At 37.2% G+C, this 23,762-nt stretch carries 20 protein-coding genes, 1 rRNA gene and 1 pseudogene; 12 read left to right on the top strand and 10 right to left on the bottom strand.

All coding sequences use genetic code 11. From position 1 onward, the window contains the following. Nucleotides 1–5: 5 nt before the first annotated feature. Nucleotides 6–120, top strand: a 5S ribosomal RNA gene (rrf, locus tag NQT69_RS15230). A 440-nt stretch (nt 121–560) separates the two neighbouring features. On the opposite strand, the gene NQT69_RS15225 is transcribed toward rrf, so the two are convergent. From NQT69_RS15225 to uvrD, 4 genes are read right to left on the bottom strand one after another with little or no spacing between them, the layout of a single operon-like run. Beyond that, nucleotides 561–1,409 (bottom strand): chemotaxis protein, encoded by an 849-nt coding sequence (locus NQT69_RS15225; RefSeq protein WP_256828539.1) that lies wholly within the window; start codon nt 1,407–1,409, stop codon nt 561–563. Nucleotides 1,410–1,467: 58 nt separating this feature from the next. After that, a complete protein-coding gene (locus NQT69_RS15220; protein WP_256828538.1) occupies nt 1,468–2,586 on the bottom strand; it encodes an ABC transporter substrate-binding protein in 1,119 nt (372 codons plus the stop codon). Further along, on the bottom strand, nt 2,555–4,645 hold the full coding sequence (locus tag NQT69_RS15215; RefSeq protein ID WP_256828537.1) for a GNAT family N-acetyltransferase: 2,091 nt from the start codon (nt 4,643–4,645) through the stop codon (nt 2,555–2,557). The genes NQT69_RS15220 and NQT69_RS15215 overlap by 32 nt, the downstream gene beginning before the upstream one ends. Next, nucleotides 4,623–6,788, bottom strand: a complete 2,166-nt coding sequence (gene uvrD / locus NQT69_RS15210) for a DNA helicase II (protein ID WP_256828548.1) — start codon at nt 6,786–6,788, stop codon at nt 4,623–4,625. Before uvrD ends, NQT69_RS15215 begins: the two co-directional genes overlap by 23 nt. A 310-nt stretch (nt 6,789–7,098) precedes the next feature. Here uvrD and NQT69_RS15205 point away from each other — a divergent pair, with 310 nt between their 5' ends. Both NQT69_RS15205 and NQT69_RS15200 read left to right on the top strand, forming a co-directional pair. Next, nucleotides 7,099–7,323, top strand: a complete 225-nt coding sequence (locus tag NQT69_RS15205) for a hypothetical protein (protein ID WP_256828536.1) — start codon at nt 7,099–7,101, stop codon at nt 7,321–7,323. Between the two features lie 116 nt (nt 7,324–7,439). Next, the gene (locus tag NQT69_RS15200; protein ID WP_256828535.1) at nt 7,440–7,808 is read left to right on the top strand and encodes a YacL family protein; all 369 of its coding nucleotides are present in this window, start codon (nt 7,440–7,442) and stop codon (nt 7,806–7,808) included. A 35-nt stretch (nt 7,809–7,843) separates the two neighbouring features. On the opposite strand, the gene NQT69_RS15195 is transcribed toward NQT69_RS15200, so the two are convergent. Continuing rightward, nucleotides 7,844–8,473, bottom strand: a complete 630-nt coding sequence (locus tag NQT69_RS15195; RefSeq protein WP_256828534.1) for a peroxiredoxin-like family protein — start codon at nt 8,471–8,473, stop codon at nt 7,844–7,846. 121 nt (nt 8,474–8,594) lie between these two features. Here NQT69_RS15195 and NQT69_RS15190 point away from each other — a divergent pair. The 6 genes and pseudogenes from NQT69_RS15190 to NQT69_RS15165 form a co-directional block, all read left to right on the top strand. Continuing rightward, nucleotides 8,595–9,053 (top strand): annotated as a pseudogene (locus NQT69_RS15190) (dUTP diphosphatase); the annotation flags it as partial. Between the two features lie 94 nt (nt 9,054–9,147). Next, the gene (locus tag NQT69_RS15185; protein WP_256828533.1) at nt 9,148–10,377 is read left to right on the top strand and encodes a hypothetical protein; all 1,230 of its coding nucleotides are present in this window, start codon (nt 9,148–9,150) and stop codon (nt 10,375–10,377) included. After that, nucleotides 10,368–12,602, top strand: coding sequence for a hypothetical protein (locus NQT69_RS15180; protein ID WP_256828532.1), 2,235 nt, complete (start codon nt 10,368–10,370; stop codon nt 12,600–12,602). The genes NQT69_RS15185 and NQT69_RS15180 overlap by 10 nt, the downstream gene beginning before the upstream one ends. A gap of 5 nt (nt 12,603–12,607) precedes the next feature. Next, nucleotides 12,608–15,283: a hypothetical protein gene (locus NQT69_RS15175; RefSeq protein ID WP_256828531.1), complete on the top strand. Its 2,676-nt coding sequence runs from the start codon at nt 12,608–12,610 to the stop codon at nt 15,281–15,283. A 1-nt stretch (nt 15,284) separates the two neighbouring features. Further along, nucleotides 15,285–15,818 carry a hypothetical protein gene (locus tag NQT69_RS15170; RefSeq protein ID WP_256828530.1) on the top strand — a complete coding sequence of 178 codons (534 nt, stop codon included), beginning with the start codon at nt 15,285–15,287 and terminating at the stop codon, nt 15,816–15,818. A gap of 48 nt (nt 15,819–15,866) precedes the next feature. Beyond that, complete coding sequence (locus NQT69_RS15165; RefSeq protein WP_256828529.1) at nt 15,867–16,472, top strand: NUDIX domain-containing protein; 606 nt, start codon at nt 15,867–15,869, stop codon at nt 16,470–16,472. 281 nt (nt 16,473–16,753) lie between these two features. Here the strand turns inward: NQT69_RS15165 and NQT69_RS15160 are convergent, their stop codons facing one another. The 5 genes from NQT69_RS15160 to NQT69_RS15145 all read right to left on the bottom strand — a co-directional run bounded on the left by NQT69_RS15160 (nt 16,754) and on the right by NQT69_RS15145 (nt 18,417). After that, the gene (locus NQT69_RS15160) at nt 16,754–17,374 is read right to left on the bottom strand and encodes a hypothetical protein (protein WP_256828528.1); all 621 of its coding nucleotides are present in this window, start codon (nt 17,372–17,374) and stop codon (nt 16,754–16,756) included. A gap of 113 nt (nt 17,375–17,487) precedes the next feature. Continuing rightward, nucleotides 17,488–17,625: a hypothetical protein gene (locus NQT69_RS15155; RefSeq protein ID WP_256828527.1), complete on the bottom strand. Its 138-nt coding sequence runs from the start codon at nt 17,623–17,625 to the stop codon at nt 17,488–17,490. 10 nt (nt 17,626–17,635) lie between these two features. Continuing rightward, nucleotides 17,636–17,776 carry a hypothetical protein gene (locus NQT69_RS15150; RefSeq protein ID WP_256828526.1) on the bottom strand — a complete coding sequence of 47 codons (141 nt, stop codon included), beginning with the start codon at nt 17,774–17,776 and terminating at the stop codon, nt 17,636–17,638. Nucleotides 17,777–17,909: 133 nt separating this feature from the next. Beyond that, nucleotides 17,910–18,248 carry an arsenate reductase/protein-tyrosine-phosphatase family protein gene (locus NQT69_RS19585; RefSeq protein ID WP_372823325.1) on the bottom strand — a complete coding sequence of 113 codons (339 nt, stop codon included), beginning with the start codon at nt 18,246–18,248 and terminating at the stop codon, nt 17,910–17,912. A 13-nt stretch (nt 18,249–18,261) separates the two neighbouring features. Then, the gene (locus NQT69_RS15145) at nt 18,262–18,417 is read right to left on the bottom strand and encodes an antitoxin Xre/MbcA/ParS toxin-binding domain-containing protein (RefSeq protein ID WP_256828525.1); all 156 of its coding nucleotides are present in this window, start codon (nt 18,415–18,417) and stop codon (nt 18,262–18,264) included. A 228-nt stretch (nt 18,418–18,645) separates the two neighbouring features. Between NQT69_RS15145 and NQT69_RS15140 the strand changes: the two genes are divergently transcribed. From NQT69_RS15140 to NQT69_RS15130, 3 genes are read left to right on the top strand one after another with little or no spacing between them, the layout of a single operon-like run. After that, nucleotides 18,646–19,512: a WYL domain-containing protein gene (locus NQT69_RS15140; protein ID WP_256828524.1), complete on the top strand. Its 867-nt coding sequence runs from the start codon at nt 18,646–18,648 to the stop codon at nt 19,510–19,512. Nucleotides 19,513–19,515: 3 nt separating this feature from the next. Then, complete coding sequence (brxF, locus tag NQT69_RS15135) at nt 19,516–20,010, top strand: BREX-3 system P-loop-containing protein BrxF (protein WP_256828523.1); 495 nt, start codon at nt 19,516–19,518, stop codon at nt 20,008–20,010. After that, nucleotides 20,010–23,732, top strand: coding sequence for a DUF6079 family protein (locus tag NQT69_RS15130; RefSeq protein ID WP_256828522.1), 3,723 nt, complete (start codon nt 20,010–20,012; stop codon nt 23,730–23,732). Before brxF ends, NQT69_RS15130 begins: the two co-directional genes overlap by 1 nt. Nucleotides 23,733–23,762: the final 30 nt, after the last annotated feature.

Here is a 23,762-nt window from a genome sequence, read left to right as displayed (position 1 = left end):
ATTTGCTTGGTGACAATAGCGTTTTGGACCCACCTGATCCCATGCCGAACTCAGTAGTGAAACGAAACAGCGCCGATGATAGTGTAGCATTTGTTATGTGAAAGTAGGTCATCGCCAGGCTCCAAATTGAGAAAGCCCGATTCGAAAGAGTCGGGCTTTTTTACGTTTACAGGAAAGTGAAATAGTAAGCGAGCATAAAGCTAGCGAGAGTAAAGAGGTGGAGTACTTGACTACCGCGTTGAAAAATTCATTCTGATAAAACTCGCAAACTCGCAAACTCGCAAACTCGCAAACTCGCAAACTCGCAAACTCGCAAACTCGCAAACTCTATAAGAAAACGCAAACTCGCGCCTTTTATCAGGAATAGGCAAACTCAAAACTCGCGCTCCTTACAAGTCAATGCAAACCCGCGCTCCTTACAATTGAATGCAAACTCGCGCCTTTCATCAGGAATAGGCAAACTCAAAACTCGTGCTCCTTACAATTGAATGTAAATTCACACTCCCTATAAGAAAACGCCAACTCGAAGCTTCATTTTTGACCTAGATGTTTTGAAAAGACTAAAACAATCCGTATGCTTCAGTTTCTTCTGCCTGATGTTGTGCTAGGTGTTCTGGTCTAAATATTACGCTGGGGTCAATTAGTACGCTGTGTTTTTGTTCAAGTTTAATAAGCCCTCGCATCATATTCTTCGTTTGTGAATCAATTTCAAAACCAATATCAGTCAGTTTATCGAGTGGTTTAACATCTTCTTTTTTGTAATTAATGCTATCTTCTACTTTATCAACAAGTAAGCCAATATGAGGGTTAATGCCATCTTTAGTAGTGAAAATTATGATTGGTTTATAATCTAGACTTAGTTGTTCTTTTGCGGACTCAAAAAGCCTCATTAATTGTTTATAACTACCACTTCGCTCGGTGTTTAGCTGTTTTTGTGCCTTTTCATTATGACCAGACTTGGTGAGCATACTTATTTCATTAGCTTGTTGACATAAACGTTCATGTGGAGCATTAAAGCGCTCAACAATGGCTTGGAGGTCATCATTTTCTGTTTTAAAACTAAAATACCAATTAGCGAAACTTGATTGTTGAATATCAGTGTTTTGTTCAAATAGTGTTTGCTGGATAGTGCTGCTCTCTAAAGACGAAAACCAAGCTTGTTGCTTATTCTGCCAGTCATTGAATACCTCAAGCATTGACTGGTTAGCTTCTTGAGTCGACTTTTTATTGAGGATAATACCTAAGTCAAAAATAGGGGTGGGTATTTCCATATAATCTTTGACGCCGATGAAGCTTTTATTGTCGTTTGGGAGGGAGGTTAAGTTATCTTCAAAACGCTCAGTTAAAAGTATGTCTAATATTTTTAATGAGATTGTTTTTTGACCCACCCTAAAGTTTATTAACTCCATAGCTTCCTCGCTTACCTAAATGATAATTTAAGGATAGAACATAATTTAAAAATAGCAGCTATTTTAGTGAGAAGAATGAGCGATAGACGCTATGTTCGTTCACGTTTTTTTTATTTATAAATAAAGTGTTTAATTGCTCATTTTTATTAAACGTTTCTTTAAGCTGTGTCATTAAACATAAATGGTGCAATGGCTGTTGGCACCGCTTAGCGGCCAAATCGAATAATACCGCATTGAGGTAGCCTTCAAAATGGAGCCTATTAGGTGTTGTTATATTGGCATCTTTCATGTCTTTTAAAAACTTCAAACACCAAGTTGATTTACAGGCAAGTGGGTTTGGAACAACTTCAGTTACCATCAGATTGGTAGAATATTTTAAGTTGGCAAATAGATCAGAGCTTGAGGCAAATGAAATGCTTGTGTAATCCGGTTGAAAGCCTTGCTGATAGGCTGTGTTTATAAACTCAGAGAGTGGCTTGTATGTACCTACAAGGCAGATAGCCGTCGCGCCGCTGTCTTTTAATGCTTTCAGTGCTTGCGCTACATCATGAGTGTTACGTAAGTAGCGTGCGACTTTTACCGGTTTTAAACCATACTGAGATAAGGCTTTAAGAAGCCCTGTTTCAACAACATACCCGAACTCATCTGCTTGAATTAAAAAACCAATCTTTGTGTGTTTTTTCTCTTCTACTAAATGTTTTATCTGTACGTTTGCTTCATCATAATAACTAGCGCGGATATTGAATACATTCACAGTTGGATCTGTATGTAAAAATTCAGCCCCACTAAAGGGCATTAAATAGGGGATTTGTAACTTTTCTAATATTGGGCTGACCGCATGGCTTGTGGGTGTACCCATGGAGCCGAATAGAGCTAATACGCCTTCATTTGTAATAAAATGATGAGTATTGTGTACAGCTCTTTGTGGCTCATAGCCATCATCAGCAACCAACAATTGCACCTTTGCACCATTGATGCCCCCTGTTTTATTCAACTTAGTAAAATACACGCTACTTCCTTGATAGAGTTGGTAGCCAATTTCTTTAGCTGGCCCTGTTAAGGCTGTAGACATCCCTAATTTAATGATTGGCTGTTCAGTCGCTATAGCCGTGTTAACAATAATGGCTATGAAAAGTAGTGAAACTCTAAGAAGTGCGTGAATGAGAAAATGTGTCATACCAATTTATTACAGCCTGCTTAAATTGTTTAGTCAGTGTTTTTTTACCGCTGATCTGTAATGTCGATTGTGCCTTTTCTAGTGACCAGTTTTGTAATATTAGTCTAATAAAAAGGTATTTGGTATGTTCATCGCAATTTTTCAGGCTTTGTGGTGACTGCCAAAAAATACGCCATAATATAGGCTTAATTGTAAATAGTTGAAAGTCGGTGTTTAACAGGGGGATTAGACGTTTTATATAGTCTGTATTAATGTCTTGGTTTTGATATTGCTCGATAATAACTTCGATTAAGCGCTGATCTAAGGTTTGAAACTGATCAAACAATTGTAATGCGAAGTCAGATTGAAATTGTTGTTCAAGCAGTTGTACTAACGGGTCATTAATCAAGCTCTTTACAACTAAGGCTGAGTGCTCTGCTGTTGCTTTATCTTTTTGAAAGCCTAATTTAATTAGTTTAAAACCATTATTCTGCCAGAACTTAAGCAGTGTAGCGTTTGCACCAAAACTGGCGCCGAAATAGTCACATTCTGGAGTTAATTTACCTTGGCTATATGTTAGCAGTTGAGAACCAAGGTGCTTATTGTGCTGCGAAGGTGAAACAGCAATACGTACTACTCGGGCACATCTTTTTTCAGCCGTTGCAGGGTCTGCACTAAGCTGTGCAAGAGTTTGTGCCATCAAGTGCCCTTGTGGCCGTCGCTTACCTGCAACTATTTGTTCGCTAATAGCTGTTGTTAAGCCACCTTCAAGCGTTACTAAGCAAACCGCGATAATATTCGTCTGCTGTTGGGCTACAAAAATACGCTGTGACGGTGCGTCTAAAAGATGGCGTAAATCATTTACACTATTTTGATAATGCGCCAGTGAGAGTAAGCTAACAATTTGTTGTAATAAACCCTCGTCGCTTATCAGTTGTGCGCTACTTAGTTCATTAAACTTTAGTTCGGCACTATCTAAATTTGTTTCTTCATAGTGCGCATTAAGCGCGAGCAATGTGGATATTTGCTCTTCTAGTGGATCATGAGCAGCAAAGCGAATCGGGTGTTTTAATTCAATACTGCGCATATTTTTATAATGGAGTTCTAAATAGCGGTTAAACTTTAATGTATAACCTCTGCCATTTCCTTCGTAGCCAATCATAGTGCTAGCAAATACGACTCTTGGATAATGAGCTAACATCTTGATGAGCATTGGCACAGGTATCGATGCTGCTTCATCGACAAACAGGACATCACATTTTGGGAGTTCATGAAGTAACTGATCTGGTGCGAAAAAGTGAAGGTTTGCTAGTTGCTTATCTGTTTTGTTATGAGTTAAGCCAAGCTGTTGTGATAAGTGTTTATAGCAACTGTGTAGCGCAGCAAATTGCTGGGCGCATATGACTATTTTTTTAGTTGTTAATTGTGCTGCAGCAAAACCTAAAGCAGATGATTTACCGCGACCTCTATCAGCATTGATCAATAATGGGCGATTTGCTCTGCCATTGGCTACTTTGATTATTTGCTCAATACAATATTGCTGCTCAGTTAAATCAATAACACCTGGCTGGAGTGCGTATTTTTGCATGGGTTTCCAGCCATTTCTTTGACTAAAGTGTAGAGCACTTTTATGCTCAAGTAATCGGGCTAATCGTTGGTTAAAAAAGCTTATGGGTTGGTTTTGGTCATAGGACTGAAAATAAGTTAAAGCAGGGTCGCACCAATTTTTTAACTGCCCCAGCTCAGGTAACAGTAAAATTAATAAACCGCCAGCTTTAACTGTACCGCTAAGTGCTGCTAGTTTATCGGGTAAAATGCCGCTAAAGCCATCATAAATAGCATGCTCAAACTCTTGGCCTAAAATTTGATGGGTATGCTCAGGCCATGAGCTAGTTGTTAATTTTGTGCTTTTAGATAAAACATTAATGGTACTATTACTTAGTTGGTTGAGTAGGTGTTGGGCATATATATAGCACCAGCTTTGTTCACCGCTAAGCAGTAACAACTGCCTATGCTTAGCATAGGCTAATTGCGTGAGTACTTGAGTTAGACCTGCATTAAATGGCTTGAAGTCGTGCATATTGTGTTACTAGCCATTTACTACCGACATCGTCAAAGTTCACTTGTACTCGTGATTGCGCACCAGCCCCTTCGTAATTTAAAACTGTACCAATCCCAAACTTTGCATGCACAACTCGTTGTCCTAAATTGAAGCCACTTTCTTCAAATGCTGCATGGCTAACCGAAGAGCTAAAGCGTCCTGCGGCAGGAGGCCGAGAGACTTGGGTTTTAATCCTAATCTCTTCTACGCAATCTTCAGGCATTTCGCGTAAAAAGCGTGATGGGCTATGGTACTTTTCTTGGCCATATAAGCGACGGCTTTCAGCGTGGCTAATATAGAGCTTTTCCATTGCTCGCGTCATACCTACATAACACAGGCGGCGTTCTTCTTCTAAACGGCCAGATTCTTCATTACTTTGCTGAGAAGGGAACATGCCTTCTTCCACACCCACCATAAATACCAGTGGGAATTCTAAGCCTTTCGCTGAGTGAAGCGTCATCATTTGCACAGCGTCTTCATGTTCTTCTGCTTGGCCATCACCCGATTCAAGCGAGGTATAAGCTAAAAAGCCTTGTAATGGTGAACTGAACTCTTCGTCTTCAGGTAATTCGTATTGACCACAGGCGCTAATAAGCTCCTCTAAGTTTTCTACTCGGGCACGGCCTTTTTCACCTTTCTCGGCTTGATACATGGCCATTAAGCCTGATGTTTGAATAGCGTATTTGGCTTGTTCTTCGAGTGTAAGGTCGCCAATCTTATCTTCTATATGCTCGACCAGCTCAACAAATTTAGTCACAACACTGGCTGCGCGACCAGATAAATGTTGTTGCTCAACAACTGCTTTAGCAGCATACCAAAGAGGCAATGACTCAGCACGAGCGCAATCACGTATGTGACTTAGGGTTTTGTCACCGATACCACGTGCAGGGGTGTTAATGACACGTTCAAATGCAGCATCATCTTGACGGTTACCTACAAGGCGTAAATAAGCTAGGGCATCTTTGATCTCTTGGCGCTCGAAGAATCGCATACCGCCATAAATTCGATACTTTAAGCCTTCTTGTAGCATGGCTTCTTCAAGTACCCGCGATTGTGCATTGCTACGATATAAAATAGCCGCATCTTGTAATGCATTACCTGCGTTGAGCCAGCTGCGTAGTTTACTGCTAACAAAACGTGCTTCGTCAAGTTCGTTAAACGCCGCATAGACTGATATAGGTTCGCCTTCACTGCCATCAGTCCAGAGGCTTTTGCCCATTCGGTCTGAATTATTTTGGATCAGCGCATTTGATGCTTTAAGAATAGTGGCCGTTGAGCGGTAGTTTTGTTCAAGGCGAATTGTTTCGGCTTCAAAGTCAGTTAAAAAGCGTTTGATGTTTTCAATTTTTGCACCGCGCCAACCATAAATACTTTGGTCATCATCGCCAACAATCATAATGCTGTTGGTATCGCCTGCAAGTAGCTTTAGCCACGCATATTGAATGGTGTTGGTATCTTGAAACTCGTCTACTAACATGTGCGCAAAACGCTGTCGATAATGGCGCAATAAGGTTGGGTTATTTTTTAAGACTTCAAAACTGCGGAGCAGAATTTCGGCAAAATCAACCAAGCCGGCGCGATCGCAGGCCTCCTGATAAGCGGTATAAACCTTAAGCATCATTTGCTCATTTATATCATAAGCCTGAATGTCTTTTGGGCGTAGGCCTTCATCTTTTTTCGCGCTGATATACCAACCAAACTGTTTGGCAGGCCATTTTTTATCATCGATGTTCATCGCTTTTAATAAGCGTTTGATCATTCTTAGCTGGTCGTCGGAATCTAAAATTTGAAATGCTTCAGGTAAATTAGCTTCGCGGTGATGGGCGCGTAAAATGCGATGCGATAAACCATGGAATGTACCAATCCACATGCCGCCGACTGGTGATCCGAGCGTTTCTTCAACCCGAGAGCGCATTTCTTTTGCTGCTTTATTGGTAAACGTTACCGCAAAAATACTGTAAGGCGATGCTTGCTCTACTTGCATTAACCACGCAATACGATGAACTAATACTCGAGTTTTACCAGAGCCTGCGCCTGCGAGCACCAGCATATTTTGCAGTGGAGCAGCTACGGCATCCCGTTGTTTGTCATTTAAGCCATCGAGTAATTCTGAAACGTCCATCATCACGCCTTTTCAATCAATATTGCAGGCAGTATAACAGGTGTTTTTGTTAGGCTAAATAAAATACTGTTTTTATAAACAGTTAATTTTAAAATGTTCTTTATTTAATTCATTGCGCTTTTTAGCTAAGCTATTGTTGTAAACAATATTTGCTGTAGCCAATTTGACTGATATTTAGTAAAAATCACGATTTAAAAAAGTTTAACATAAACTAAATTTATTTTAACTATATGATTATTATGCTTTTTAATAATTGGCATGAAGTGTGTAAGTATCTAACAAGAAAATCAAATTAATAATTGAGGTTAACATGGCAGAGCAAGGTTCAGGCGGTAATGTAATCGCAGCAATTTGTAATATATTTTTCCCAGGTCTTGGACAGTTAGTCCAAGGTCGTATCATGGCGGCAATTTTCTTTTTCTTAGCTTGGGTTATTAGTGGTGCACTTATCTATGTGGTAATAGGCTTTGTTTTACTGCCTATCGTATATATTTGGGCCATTATCGATGCAGCTCGTTTTAAAAACTATCGGTAGCTAATCTTACTTAAGTAGAAAAATAGCGCTTTTTAGCGCTATTTTTGCATCTGGTTTTCGTTATTCATAATCGACTAGGTTATAATTCAGATTATAAGTAGTACTGGAATTAATTTATGGAATATCAATTTATACGCGACCCAATTAGTGGCTTACGCATTAAAATTAGTAGCGAGCATGCAGTGATTGGTCGTTGGCTAAATGAAGAAATTGGCAAAGAAAAAATAGCCATGGTTCAAGCCTTAATTACATCGGTTGCCACTAGCTTCGAGCCGTTAACTTTACAGGGCCAAGAAATTGATTTGATTTTAAATAAAGACGAAGCCATTTTTGAAGCCCATGCCCTCCATCAAGACTCAGAAGACTTAATCGCCTATCAAGATGATGAGCTCATGCTTGAGGAAAACGGCCTAAGTAGCGGCTGTGGTTTTGAAGATTTTGTTGATTTAATAAATTCTTGGCAAGAGTTTACTTCAGGAAGATAAGCAGGGCGGATCTCCCTGCTAATAAATTATGCGGACTATTGCTCTGCGACTGACTTAACTGCTGCCAATAGTAAGTTTTCTGTTAGGCGCACTTTGTAGTTTGGGTTAGCGTATTGAAAGTTTACTAGCCCAGTTTTGTCTACTACAAATACTGCGGGCACTGGCAACGCTACTTTTGCCTTACCATCTAACGTGACAAAATTTACCCCTAATTTATTACGGTAAATAGTCGCTGTTTTGTCATCTAAATAAAATGCTAAACCAAGCGCTTGGCTTAGCATAAGGCTATCATCAGACAGTAGCTGATAATTGGCTGAATCAATTTTACTTTGAGCTAACTTTTCTGGGCTATCAGGAGAGACCGCAATAATTTGCGCACCTAAATCAGCGATTTGTTGCTCTATATTTTGAATGCTGGCTAATTGTTTTGAGCAGTACGGGCACCAGCCACCACGGTAAACAATGAGTACAGTGGTTTTTTCAGCGAAGCGCTTACTTAAATCAATATTGTTCCCGTCTTTATCTTTTAAAGTTGTAGCAGGAACCATTAATCCCGGCATCAGTGGGCTGACTTTTTCTGCTTTATCAGCAATATTGGTGGCGGTTGCAGCAGTGGCCGCAGTACTTACTAACATAACACAAGCGAGTAAAATAGATTTAAGCATGTAATTCCCTAATAGTTGTTTAATCATTTAATATAGAAGATAGACTAACAAGATAAATTATTTCATCAAAACTTAATTATCTGTATTATTGAGCGCAATTAAAATAGTTACTGGAAGAGACATGTCTGCCAATTTAAATAAACTAGTGGTGATGCTAGAGATGCAAAACGCTATGAACACAAAAGTTCATGAGCAATGGTTTAGCCAAGGTTTTGAGTGGAATCGTGCAATTTGGGTTGAGTGTGCTGAAATGCTCGATCACTATGGTTGGAAATGGTGGAAAAAACAAACTCCAGATACTGAACAAGTGATCCTTGAACTCGTTGATATTTTTCACTTTGGTCTTTCATTGCGTATCGATGGACAAACTAGTTATTTAGATTTAGCTAAACAGTTGGAAGAGCAATTAAACTCGCCGCAAACAGCCGATGATTTTAAACAAACGCTTGAAATTTTAGCTGCGTCAGCTGTTGCTGATAAAGTTTTTAATGCTGAAGCATTCGCAGGGTGTATGGCGCAAATTGGTATGGATATCGATGATTTATACCGTGGTTATGTTGGTAAAAATACCCTTAACTTCTTAACTATCCCCCTACATACTAAACAAGAAAACGTATCTTTTTATCACTAATAAATGTTAATATGTTATGCAATATCATAATAGGTAAATAAGTATGCTAGAGGTTGATTCAAAAAAATATAAGACTCCATTATTTATATGTGATGATCTTACTCTCATGTTATTGCCTAGTTGCTTTTCTCATTCATTAACAAAGAATCAAACCATTTATGTTTTAGAAAGAAAAGTAGGAAAAAAAGGCTTTGTTACCCAGAAGCTGAAAGAAAACCAGATAAAGAGAAAACAAGTGGAATTGATATTAGAAAAGTTGAGAAACTTTCTCCAATGGATAGAAGAATATGCTTTATCTAATTCAGAAGTATCTATAGCTACCCACCACAATCTTTCAAATAAAATATTAAACTATTATATAAATGACATATTGATCGACAAGCTTAAGAAAAGTGAAGGTGTTGTAAAGAAGCATGTTTCAGCTCTTAAAGCATATTATAACTATTTAGCTAATGCTGGTTTCACCAATATAAAAAATCTTATGATTGAACCCAGACTTCAAGAGCAAGCAAGAGATAATAAAAAACCTAGAACAGCTGTAAAATATTTAACACCAGAACTTAGATCTATTATTTATCAAAACACTTCGAGTATTAGAGATGAATTGCTTTTGAAGACTGGCGGCGAAGTAGGCTTAAGATCTAAAGAAAATGTAGGCATTCTACTTAATGATTTTGAGGTCGGTAATAAAAAGCATAAAGGTTTACTTTCATTGTTTAAAGAGATGAAAGATAACCCAACTAAAGATGAATTCATCTTTTACCTTCAGGGTAAATATACTAAGGCACGGAGAAATGGATTCGGCCTACCTAGAAATATCTTTTTCACTCGTGAGCTGCTATTGAGAATGAAAGAGTATTACGACAAAGAACGTCCAGAAAGCGACTCGGATCACTTTTTCTTGAATGACGATACCGTCTATTTCGGCACGAAAATTTCAGTAAAAAGAGCATCACTTGTATTCACAGATGTATGCAAAATTGTATTAGAGAAACAAAAAAATGGAATGCTACCTTCAGATGGCCAGCTATTAGAAAAAGATCATACACATCATGTTCTAAGGCATAGTTTTGGTACAGATAAGTTTTATTATTTAGCTGAAAGTCGCCAAATAGCAATCGACAATGTCACTGTGCATTCTATTGTTTATCTCACTGTGGCAAGCCTCATGGGACATAACGCCGAAGGTGAATATGCTTCTAAGACTACAAAAAAATACATTCGCTCTTGCAACATCAAAAAAGATTTTGAGGAGAAGCAACAATGGTTCTAGAAGCTAGCTCTGAATTCTCTAAAAAGCAGCAGGAAAAATTGATAAACCAACAAATAAGGATGGATAAAGAATTAGCATCCAAGTCTAAGGTTTTTGAGCTAGTATTTGACATTAATGCTAATCAATTTTCAATCCCTAGCTACGAAGGTGGTGATTATGCACCTCATAATGTGACAATTTCGCCTAACACCCCAGACCACATTAAGCTTATCTTCTCAACACTTAATAGGGCTAACTACCTCGTATTTGTTGATAATAAGGGGACTATAACTCATAAGAAGCAAGCTCATTCAACATACAAAATCTTTATCGATTTTATGTGTTCTGAACCCTTTGAAAAAAAAGATCGAATCAAGATTTTAAAAAAATTTGAAACGCATAGAGTGAACATCGACAAAGTTAAACCTCAAAGTTCAGGCCTTCATGCTATTAAATCAATGATTAAGCTCGCTATTGAAGATGAGTGGTTCAAAGAACAGCTATCTGAAGCGCAATATGCCTACATTTTTACACTGTCAAAAACAAAGCCAGCCCCTTCTTCCGAGCGAGACCAGATAAACTTGGCTGCTTGGTTTGCTCAGCATACTTGGTTAAGAAGAGATGATGTTGGTATAGGGCATACATTGTTTTCTCGATTAGCATCACCAAAAGCTACGATAAAATCGTTTAGTGTTACTATTGAAATTGCAATGTTAGAAACATTGAAAGCAAAGGAAGCATTAATAGCGTTATTTCTTGATGCCCCCATCACAACTGATGAAATACCGGTTGAGCGACCAAGAGCCCAATTTCCTGTGAAAAGCGAGCATGACGTACATGTTAGAAAGTGCTTTTTAACAACATTTGATGTTTTACGAGCAGCATATCATTCATTAGAAGAGCCATCTGCTAATCTAAAAACAGCTATCAAGCTGTTTCTTTCCGAAAACATTAGAGAAGATGACTTGAAGCGCTATGATGAGGCATTTTTTAGAAATAAGCCCGCTTTCAACTCAACTTCAATAATTACTTCCAGAAATAAGTTATTTTTTTCTGTGTTTTTTTTGCATGAACTTGCTGAATATGTGCATAGCGGTAATAAAGAAGAACTTCAGGTTCCAGCCAGCCAAGGAGAGCACTTACTATTTCATTGGCTTATGGCAACACAAACCGTTCAAGCATCTGATATCGCAAAGTTATCTGGAAGAAACTTTCAATTTATTAGAAGGCGAAATGGTAAGATCACACATATTAGAAATGAATATTATAAAGGGCGTGCAAAGACTGTTCATAAACCAAAGGAAGTAAGCACTAATACAACCCTGGGTAGTGCAATTCTTTTATTCATTCTACAAAGAACACCTAAGTATGATAATTCAGCTAAATTAACAGGGCCATTGAAAGATGTCGCAACAGGAGTGTCTTTTGCGAGATTTATAAACTTCCTAAATACATATTTAAACGAGAAAATCATTACTACATTAGATAAAGAGAAGTCATCACTCGTTTTTCTAAAGGCCATAACAAAGCTACTTGATAATGGTATTAGCGCACTAGGGAAAAACAAAACTGTTGAAGAGTTATGGGAAAATTGTGATACACCATGCAAACGACATTTATTTAAACCTTCTTCAATCAAAACAGCGGCAGTTTATGCGTCGTCAGATAATTTTAACCCAACTCAACTGACTAACTTTCATTCTCATACAAATAAAACAGAACGAAATGGCTACCTAACACCAAATAACGAAGAATGGATGAATAACACAGGCTTAATAACAAGAGCTGTAATGCAAGATCTAACCGTTAATCTTTTTAAGGCATCAGAATCTGAAAAGCAGGCGTTTAATTCTCAGTTTACAAATGCTTCAGAATACATTTCAGCTAAAACAGAAGAAACACTTACTAGAATGAAGCTTGTAACAGGTAAAGAGGACGGGAAAGTAAATGATTTAGGCTTTCTAACCAGTTATAAAGATGCTGATGAGCCAAGCGACACAATTTATCTCGTTGACTCGCCAGAAACAGTAGTAAAACTTAGACATTTCTTATCTGAAGTAAAAAAGAAGCATCATATATTGGCTAAAAACTCCCCTGAGTACCTATTAATGACAGTTCTTCCAACAGTTGAATGGGTAGAAAAGTTGTTTGAATACCAGCGTTTCTCAACAAAAGACAAAGGTGAGAAACTTTATAAAGAACTTGCCTCAATTTTACCACCATTATTTAGCGCACACATGAGGTAGCAATCATGCAAAGAAATCTACGAAGCATAGAAAAAACAGCATATGAAACGCTTATTCAAGAAATGAACGATATAATGGTATTGCACAATGTTATTGATAATTGCTCTTTCACTGACGACAAGTGGCAATTTGAAAGTAATAGTATTGCCGGTATTTTCGAGTTGGATTTTAGTCTTTTTAGTTTTCCCCAATTTAATGGGGGAAAAATCTATAAGGTTGTATGTCACGGTGCAGAAATAGAGCTTACGAATCAAGAGCTTGCAAAGATTATTTTTCTAGAGCATTTAGATAAATCAGCAACGCTTTATTATTACCATCGAAATGGATTTAACTTTATAGCAAAAGTATGTTCTTTTTTAAAAATTTACAATGTAGATGCTATTGATAAAAACAATGTTCAAGATTTTTATAACTATGCATTTAGCCATAAAGTACACGCTAACAATATAGTTAAAAGCTTATCCCCTCCTGCTTTTCAATCATTATCTGGTAGTGCCATAAGTTTAAACAACCTTGTTCAATACTTAAAACTCTACAATGTTGAAGGGCTAATAGGTGGCATTACAATTGATACCGAGCAAGAAGGTTTAAACACAGCTTGTAGCACTTTTTTAGGAATGAATTTAAGCGAATATCAAAACGGGGATTCATTTAACTATTTAGGCTTAGACATTGGAAAGCACTATATAGATCATTGTGGTAGCTTATTTGAAGAAAATATTCAGTATGCTATAGCTGCTAGAATTACATTAAATGAAACGATACACGAAGTTCAAAGAGATTTAGAGCAAGGAAATTTAGAAAGCATTCAGCCTATAGTCGCCCAAGCACTCATGGGGGAAAAATTAACTGACTTACCAGATCACCAAGTGAGAGTTTGGTCAAAGAAAAAGTTAGAGCTGATTTATGATACATCCCTTAAAAACTTCATTAAAAACTATAACCAGTTTGCCATTGTGGCCAGTGCGTTTAAGTTAGATGTTATCAATGAAGTAATAGCAAAAGCTAAATTGCCTGACAGGTATGACGCCCAAGAGTTCGTGCGCTCTATTTTATTCGCGAGGTTGAACGATAAAAAAATCAAGAAAGAAGAGAGTATCTTTAAAGAATATCTAGCCGTTTTAAAAGCCAACGATGAAGGTCCAGATATTGATTTTAAAGAGCTCATATCAATATGTAATAAGACGTTGAACACCTTCAAACAGACATTACCCAATAAGCCTAATGAGGCTATAAAACTCTGTCATAAACACAGCAGTCGAATCTGTATAGAATCAAAGAATGATGGTGTTAGAAAGTTTAAAGCTGGTTTGAACATGGTCACGGCTTGCGGAGCAACACTTGTAGTAGGACTGCTTGGTTGGAGACGAAGTGAGTTTGGGTTTTCACTGAATAATATCAATTTAAAGATAAATGAAACCGTCTCAGATAATTTTTATACATCACTTAGGTTTATGGTCAACTGGACTGTTGAAAAAACAAGCGGAAAAACAAAGTTGGATAGGGAAATCACTCAATATGCATACATTGTTATAGACCTATTAGCTAAGTTAAATGAATCGGAAAGTCACTTACCTGCAATCTATTTTGCTTCAAAATCTCGCAGTAAAGGTACAACTCCATCTACAGACTCATCGATGTTTATTGCCAACCTTGTTGATTATGCATGGCCTGATTTTATTCGAAATTACTCAGAAAAAGAAAAAATTCTTAATAGCAATGATGAGCAATTAAAAATTGATTTCGAGAAATTAGAAGCAGATCTGCCAATATATATTCTCTGTCAAACTAATAACTCACAATCCTTAATCACAAAGATCGAATTATACAGAAATGGAGAGTTACCTGAGTTAGAAACAAAAATATTCGATGATAAGTTAACTTTAAAAACAAAGGAAATGTTAAATGATGCGAGTATTGAACTAACTCCATCAGATATAACTAAAATTCGCTCGCAACTATTACAGGATGTAGCTTATCCTACTCCTCATGCATTCCGTCACATTTGGGCTGAAGCAGCACTTAGAAGGTATAGAGGAGATATTGGTAAGTTTATTCGAGCTAACTTTAAACACCTAGATGAATCTTTTTTTATGGCTTATTTGCGTGACAAAGAGACGAGTGCTTTTTACCAGATTGCAAAAAGAACTGTCATAAAAGACATTGTTAGACAGCAGTTACTTTCATTGACTAATAATGATCGAATATTTGCAGGTGCATTTGATCACATGTTAACAAAAGCCGTTCATAGTACAAAAGTTGTCTCTCATGAAGAGTACATTGCATTAAGCAATAAGATCAGCGAAGAACGTATTATAAATATAAGCCCTAGACCATGGGTAACGTGTATGCTTCGCGTCAATACAGAGCGTTTTGCAAAATGCTCTGAAGACGGTGTTCCCCAACCACATAAAGCAGAACCTAAATTTTGCTTGGGCTGTATAAATGCCAATATTTCAGAAGGGAATTACAATGGCATTATGTTTTATATAAGTACAGATATTAAAGCATGTCGTAATGCAGCTTTACCTAATTTCATTAGAAAAATGCATGAGCCTGTAGTTCGTGATGCACTCAAACGAATAAGAGAACTTGCTAAAAATACAGACAAATATAAAGAGTTTATTGAGCACTTAGAAGAAACTCTTTATATTTCCGAACAACTAAATAGAGCAGCTTAATATGAATATTGACGATTACCTATCTAAATATTTAGATACCAGTGAATTGCCAGGAGAGGCTAAATCTGAAAAAAGCTCTAGGCCTGACTGGGCAGAGCCATCCAAAAGGTCAGGTAAAGCCTATGATGCGATTGAAAGCCTGAAAGGACAAAAGAAAGCATTTATTAAAAAACATGGAAAGAAATCAGATTACGTTACTAAAGGTAATTACTTAATAACTAAAAAAGAAGTCGCAGAATTAGTCGGCCCAAATGTAAAACCACAGCCTTTATTCTACAGTAAAACAACGTCTTATTGTGAGGCTCTCTTAACGCATTTTAATAATACAAATGATGAGCTTAATATCTTAAAAGAAAAGCGAATATCGAAAAAAGGTCGTGGTCTTATGCAGAAAACTAAAGAAGAGCTAATCGAGCAGTTGAGAGCCGAAAAGGAATCGAAAACAGAAGGGTTAACATCACTTGTAGATGATGTTTATCAGCGCACATTAGATAACATTTCCTTAGACATGAAACGAAAGCTAGGCCTTTTGTAAACTAGTAAGAAATAAAAACTTTAATAAATACAATTGTGGTAAATAAACATGAACAAAAAACACCAAGAACATATAGTTTGTATCAAGTCATCAGCTGTTGAGCATAGAGCTCATGGCTTTGTAGATTATGAATTAAACCTAGCAGATCTTATGCTAGGACAAAGAGCGATGCTCGAAAATGATGAAGATTTTAGACAAGTATTACCTATCTCTATTTTCACGCACAACGGCAAAGTTTGGGCGTATGAAAGAACGTCTAAAGGCGGAGAAAGCCGTCTTCACAACAAGATTGCCGTAGCTGTTGGTGGCCATTGGGATATGGACGACATTATTACAAAAGATGGCATTATAGATCTTGAAGAATCACTTCAAAAAGCGATGGAAAGAGAACTTTTAGAAGAAGTAAAACTATCTTCAGCTGTTGTTAAGTCTACTAGATTAAAAAAGATGATTTGTGCTGATGATACTGAAGTAGATCGTGTGCATATGGCTATGATTTATATGCATGAGCTAGACGGAGAAGGAATCGAATCAGCCGAAGATCAACTAAAAACTGTTGGCTTTGTCTCTCCCCAAGAATTATTAGACGGTGACTACAATATTGAAGTGTGGGCCAGAATTGTATGCGAAATTTTGGTATCAGACCAAGTTTAACACCGTTTTTAAATCATAAGAAAGTTAAAGGCCAAACGACATTTCAAATAGAAACGTGGTTTGGCCTTACCCACCCCTTTCCCTTGTTGCTCAGGATTATTTCAGCTACTTAGCGTACCTTTCACCTAGCCAATGGCAAATCACAAAGCACCTTTATGTTAAATGCGACTACAGCTTAAAAAAGCTATAGTGGCACCGCAAAGCGAAACATAACTAGACGGTTGTATTTCCAACCTATAGCGGAGTTTTACTCCAGTTTGGTTTTGGGTTTAACTGATTATCTAGTTTTGGGTTGAAATGTCAATTACATCAGGTAAATGAATACCTTCTCCCATTAGATATCGCCTAATACTAAACTGTAGTTCCTGACCTGAATACACGTATTTATTACGGGAAGAAAACCGCCCTTCCGCGAGCTCTAAAGCCAGTGAATCAACACACTTTAATAACTCATCTAGTGATAATAATTTGGGCACACCTTTAGATATCCAGTTAGCGTCCTCGCTGTCACAATGTGACAAACTATTTAGGGAGTCATTATCTAACCTACGGTTTGAATCAAAGCCTTTTCTATCCTGAGGAACTATATAGTAATTGTCACCTTTTCGAAAAATAAGAAAACGGTGAATAGCTATATTTAGCTGTTTTCTGTTAACGAAAATACGCTCTCTTAGAACATGCTTAACGATTAAATCACCAGTCAGCTTAATGAAAAATTGCTTACCGTCCTGCTCAATAGTCAACAAATGTTCAGACTTACGTTTTAATTGTTCACCAAACTCTTTAACAAAGAAGCGCATTTGCCGTTCGGTAGCAAGAACGCCATCATTTAACCAACGACTAACCAAAGATACAGACTTAGCACTTAAACCGGCTTTAACAGCAATATCTTCATTTCTCATACCTGAATCTTTGGCTATTTTTACAAGTCTTTTGGTGTCCTTACATTTTTTATCCATTTTAAAAAGCTACTCCTTTGGCTGGTAGATATTACATTATCTACCAGCCTGCTTAGTTAGTCATCTCCAATATAGTCATCATTATTGGGATTATGGCAATCTGCCCAGTCGTCCATATCTGCATCGTTGTTCGGATTATTAATATCTGACCATGCATCCAGTTCTGATTGCGACATATCTGATGTATCAGGCATAAAAGTCTCCTTACTTTTTAGTTTTATAAAGTGGGTTATTAGGGTTCAGCTGGTTGCTTCTGTTATCCAGTACTTTTTGATGTGGTGTATTAGTACCAGATGTACCGTGATTTTGATTTTTCTGGTTTGCTTTATGGTTGTTATTACTCATGACATTCTCCTGTGTTTCGTGTCATAGCTATAGTAGTAATCAAGCGCAATTCGATGAAGTGATAGGTACGTGAATGTTTAGTGAAAAGCAGTGATAATCAATGAATATATAAAAATTGGCTGATATTGTTGGCCTAAGTTCGAAGAGTTCGTGATATCTTTTCTAACAAAAGTAAAACTAATTCACGCTGAAAGTACTGATAATCGTCAGGAATGTTTAAATTGATTATCTTCGGCAAGAAGACTTCGCTAGTATGGCTTTGAATTCGGTCAATGTGTTGCTGTTCAAAAACATAGATCCTATCTGCCCATTTCAACATCTCTTCGGTACAAAGTGTCGAATTGGCTTTCAGTACGTATTTAGCACTGAGGCCTGCTGATTTGTACTGATGGTTTTTATTGGCAGCACGAAACAACTCTTCAGCAGTTTTGCTTCGTTGTATATTACTAGTACATAAAAAGAGAATATTCACAGACGGCTATTCCTCATGAAAAATCTCCAGTTCTCATGCGAATTAGCATATCCATCACCTCATCAGCATTAATTGTTAGCTGTTTAAACGGTGACTTACCTTGCAAGGGGCGCTTGGGTTTAGTGAGCCATTCTTGGCATACCCGAACATCACATTTAAATTGTTTCATCAACTCTTGAAAAATATCAAAATGCTCAGTTTTTAAATACTCTAACTCAGTTAAATTAGTTTGTTTTTCTAAAGAGGATTTGGAATTCTGATGACACATAAATTTAAGCTTTTGAGTAGCGATGATCTATATCAATACTAAAGCATAAAATCTATTTGATGTCTAACTCATAATGAGACATACTATTTCAACTCGAATGGAAAATGTCAATAGAATCAGAATTATCGAATGGATGAATTCAGTTTTGCACAGAAGCAGCGCCTAGCTTATATCGACTTTAAGCTCTATTTTACTGGGATGGTAACTCGCAGTGAAATAGTCAGTCATTTCGAATTAGGCATGGCAGCAGCAACCAGAGATTTAAAGTTCTACAAAGACAATGCGCCTGAGAATATGGCGTATGACAACGTAGAGAAAAAATATTTCATCACAACGCAATTCAAGCCCATATTTAAACATGATGCACGCCGCACGCTTATTAAGTTAGCGAATAACATTAGCGATGGCTTTGATTCTATTGGTGATACATCATTCCCTATTGAATCACCAAGCCCGTTAAACGTACCTGATATTGATATTATCGCTAAGCTATCTCAAGCGATTATCAACCAAAAGCCTATTTGCGTTATCTACACGTCTTTAAGTAGTGGTTCAGGTGCAAGAGAGCTTGTGCCTCATTCAATAGTAGATAATGGCTTACGTTGGCATTTAAGAGCGTATGATCGCAAATCAAAATCATTCCGAGATTTTGTTTTAACGCGCATTACTAAAGTTACAATTCAAGCACAGACACCATCCCCTGAAGAAGATAAGTTAGAAGATCATCAATGGATGCGTATGGTGCCATTACAAATTATTCCTCACCCAAATAACGTTAAGCATCCAACTGCAATTAAGTTAGATTTCGGTATGGAAAAAGGCATGTTAGAAGTTAACGTGCGTGCCGCTATGGCAGGTTACTTATTAAGACGTTGGAACGTGGATTGTTCTGAAAGTGCTTCACTTTCAGGCCCTGAATATCAGCTCTATTTGCAAAATAGTCAAACGTTATACGGTGCAGAAAATCTCGCGATAGCACCCGGTTATGAAAACTAATTTATGAAAATATCTAACACTAAAATTGAAAATATTAAAACTGACATTGATCAAGCGATTAAATCTGGCTCTTTTCAATCGAGTAATCTCATTTTATTGGTGCTGAGCCCAACGGAAATTGACGAATTTATTGTAACGCACGTTGATACTCAGTTTAAAAATCTATCTAAGCTGTTGTCAGAAAAATTAGTAGTCTTATCGTTAAAAGATAGAGAACAATGTCTACATAGTTTAGTCTCTGACTTAGTTAAAGAAGCTGAAGATATTTGCTACTTTTCAAGAATAAATTTGCTGTTTGAAGAAAGCTTACAAGCAGACCCATTAAAGCTGCTGCAATATGCAGCGAAAAAGAAACCTATTATTGTCATTTGGCCTGGTAGTTTAGACAGCATGTCATTGAGCTATGCAAAACCAGGCTTACCAGATTACAAAAGTTATAAATTAAATGAATTTCAAGATGTGCAAGTAATCACTACTTGCGAACAGGGAGTTAAATAATGAAGAAGTACAATGAATTAATCCAATTTGAACCAGTTACCACGACTATCGAATTGGAAGATTCCGCTGATCATAACAAAGCGGAAAAATTGATATCGTCATATGTTATTTCAGAGAAAATGAAATCTAAATTAAACGATATCATCATTAAGCATCTTCAGTATGAAGAATTCACCGATCAAAAGGCATTATGGATTGTTGGTAATTATGGCTCTGGTAAATCACATTTGATGTCTGTCATATCAGCAATAGCTGAATACCCTGATTTAATAGACAAAATTACAAATGATGAAGTCAAAGAGAGCGCTAAAAAAATTGCAGGAAAATTTAAAGTAATTCGCTTTGAAATTGGTGCAACAAAAAGGGATTTAACAGATATCATTACAGATAATCTAACAGATGGTCTCGAAAAGCTAGGTGTCACATATCAATTCCCCCCAATGGAGGACATTAAAACCACACATAAACCTTATATAGAAGAAATGATGGTTACATTTCACGAAAAGTACCCTGATCATGGATTATTACTTATTTGTGATGAAATACTAGATTACTACAACTCTAGAAACCAACAGCAACTTCCATTAGATATGGCTATCTTAAGAGTGATCGGTGAGGTTATCGAAGGAACACGATTTAGATTTGTCGCTGGTGTGCAGGAAGCTATCTTTGCTGATCCAAAATTAAGCTTCATATCTAATGAGGTTAAACGAATCAGTGATCGAGCTGTTCAAGTTATCATTGTTAGAGAAGATATTAAATTTGTGGTTGCTGAAAGGTTACTAAAGAAAAGCGCTCAACAAAAAGAATGGATCAGAGAGTACCTACAAAAATTCACGCCTTACTACGAAAAAATGAATGAACGCTTAGATGAGTATGTTCAAATGTTCCCAGTACACCCTGATTATATTAATACTTTTGAGCGTGTTCGAATTGCAGGGTTAGAGCAACGTCAAGTTTTACGTAGCTTATCAAATCACATGGAAACGCTAAAATCTGATGATGTGCCAGATGATGTGCCAGGCATATTTTCATACGATACCTATTGGCATGAATTAAATGCTGATTCAACTATGAAAAGTAACCCAGAAGTTGGCCAAGTAATTGAAACAGGTAAAACCTTAGTTGAACGTATAGAACAAGCTTACCCAACGCCAGGTGAAAAAGACTTTGCCAAACGACTAGTTGCTGGCTTAGCTATTCACAGAATGGCTGTTGGTGATATATATAACGAAATGGGCGCTACAGCAGCAGAGCTTAGAGATTCTCTCTGTTTATTTATTCCAACGGTTGATGTTTTACCAGGTGAAAAAAGTAAAAACTTAGAAAATCATATTGTTACTGTTTTAAAGAAAATAAGAAAAACAGTCAATGGCCAGTTTTTCTCAAAAAATAAAGCCAACGACCAGTTTTATATCGATCTTAAAAAGACTGAAGATTTTGATGCCATCATTGAAACAAAAGCAGAGCAATTAGCTAACGATAATATCAACGGTGCATATCGTGCGGCAATGCTTGAAATCCTTGAACAAACCGATACGCAGCAAGTACACACCATGTGGCAACATGAACTGAAATGGATCGATAGAAATGTAAATCGCCAAGGTTGGTTATTTTTAGGCTCGCCAAATGAGCGTGAAACGGCTAAACCTCAACGCGATTATTACATGTACTTTATTCAGCCTGAAGATGCGCCAAAGCAGAAAAAAGAACATATCCGTGAAGACGAAGTGCTCTTTGTATTAAAGAATAGAGATGAAACGTTTGATCGTTATCTTAAATACTATGCTGCATCTGTTGAATTAAGAGGCTTAGCTACAGGTAGTGCCAAAAATACCTATAAGCTGAAAGCTGATGATTATCTAAGAGATATGCAGAAATGGATAAGAAATCATATTGCAGATGCTTTTGAAGTAAAATACAACGGTCAATCAAAGCCTATTATGGATTGGCTCAAGGGAACATCAGTTCGCGATATCACCGGCATATCAGCCAATGAGCATAGCAATGTAAAAGATATTTTTGAAGCTGTCGCGAGTTATGTTTTTGAAGGTTACTTCCAATCGCTTGCACCAGAATACCCTAAGTTTAGTCAGTGGATCACTGGTGATAATATGCAAGGTGCAGCAAACGATGTACTAATTAGCTTATCTAGTGGTGCTAGAACCAAGCGTGCTACGGCTGTAATGGATGCGCTAGAGCTGCTTGATGGAGACAAACTACAAGCAACTAAGTCTCGCTTCTCTGCAACAGTTTTAGATGTGCTAAAAGCCAAAGGTCATGGCCAAGTAGTTAACAATGGCGAGTTGCTAGAAAAAGTTAATGCCAACCTTTATTTTAAGCCCGATACATATCGTCTAGAACCTGAATGGCTACTGGTTATCTTAGCAAGCTTGGTTTATTCAGGTGAGTTAGAGCTTTCTGTAGTAGGTAATAACATTACGGCAAGTAATACGGATTTACTTAAATCTTTAGATTTTAACGACCTAGTTAACTTCAAACATATACAAGCACCAAAAGACTTCAATACTTCAGCTATTAAAGCATTATTAGAGCTGCTTGATATGAATGAAGGCTTAGCCATTAGCATTCAACAAGGTGACGATGGCATCGTTCGTGAAATGGGCGACAAAATTGAGCAGAAAGTTAAGTCGCTTGTTACTGATAGCCAAGCAGTAAAAGAAAGACTGCTTTTATGGGGCCAGCATGTACTTGAAGAAAATGAAGCGGAATTGCTGACTGAAAAGCTAACATCAGCCAAAACGTTTTTAGAAGAAATGCAGCGCTTTAATACGCCAGGCAAGCTCAAAAACCTAAAAGCAACACCTGAAGATATTGCATTACAAAAAGAAAATTTAATCGCTTGGAATGACTATAAGCAGTTAGAGCTGACAGTAAAAGAGTTTTCCGAAATTACCAACTACCTAAGTAAAGCGCAGTTAGTATTAGCTGAAAATGACGACTGGCAAGAAACGGTTAAGAGTGCCCAACATCAATTACGTCAAGGCTTAGCTGATAAAGACGTAAGGCAATCATCAGAATTTAAGCAGAAAACACTTAAACAATTAAATGATGCAAAGCAATCTTATATCACTCGTTTTGTTGCTTTATACCAACGTGCCCATTTAACGCTAGCTGAAGATAAAACTAAAGCAGCATTAATGAATGATGACAGGTTAACCACATTAAGCTTATTAAGTGGCATCGCATTATTACCAGGTAATCAAGTTAAAGACTGGCGTGAAGATTGGGCTAGTTTACAGCCTGCAACTGCTATTGATAGTAAGATGTTAGCTGTCAATCCAAATCCTGTGTCATTCAACCCTAGAACAGAGAAAGACCTTGCTCCAGCCAGTAATCGCTTGAACAGATTAGATGATCAGTTAGATGCCTTGTTAACGGAGTGGACTTCTACACTTCAAACAAACTTAGCTGACCCATTTATCCAATTAGATTTAATGAAATCAGAACAAAAAGCCGAAGTTACTGAGTTTATCAATTCAGGGTGTTTACCTGAGCCATTAACAAAAGAATTCGTTGAAGAAGTTAATAAAGTACTGGATGGCCTAGTTGCTGTAGCAATAACATCACAAGAATTGGTTGTTAGCCTTGGTAAAGGCACCCCACAGAGTATTGATGATGTACGTAAGCGTTTTGAGCAACTCATTGCTGAGCGTTGTAAAGGCCAAGACAGCGATAAAGTTCGTATCGTTATTGAATAAGCCTTATTAATAATTTATGAGAAGGCAGTT

Origin of the sequence: Pseudoalteromonas shioyasakiensis, assembly GCF_024518675.1 — a bacterium.
GTDB classification, from domain to species: domain Bacteria; phylum Pseudomonadota; class Gammaproteobacteria; order Enterobacterales; family Alteromonadaceae; genus Pseudoalteromonas; species Pseudoalteromonas shioyasakiensis_B.
The sequence above is the reverse complement of the archived record's forward strand: the minus strand, read 5'-3'. Positions and strand labels throughout refer to the sequence as shown.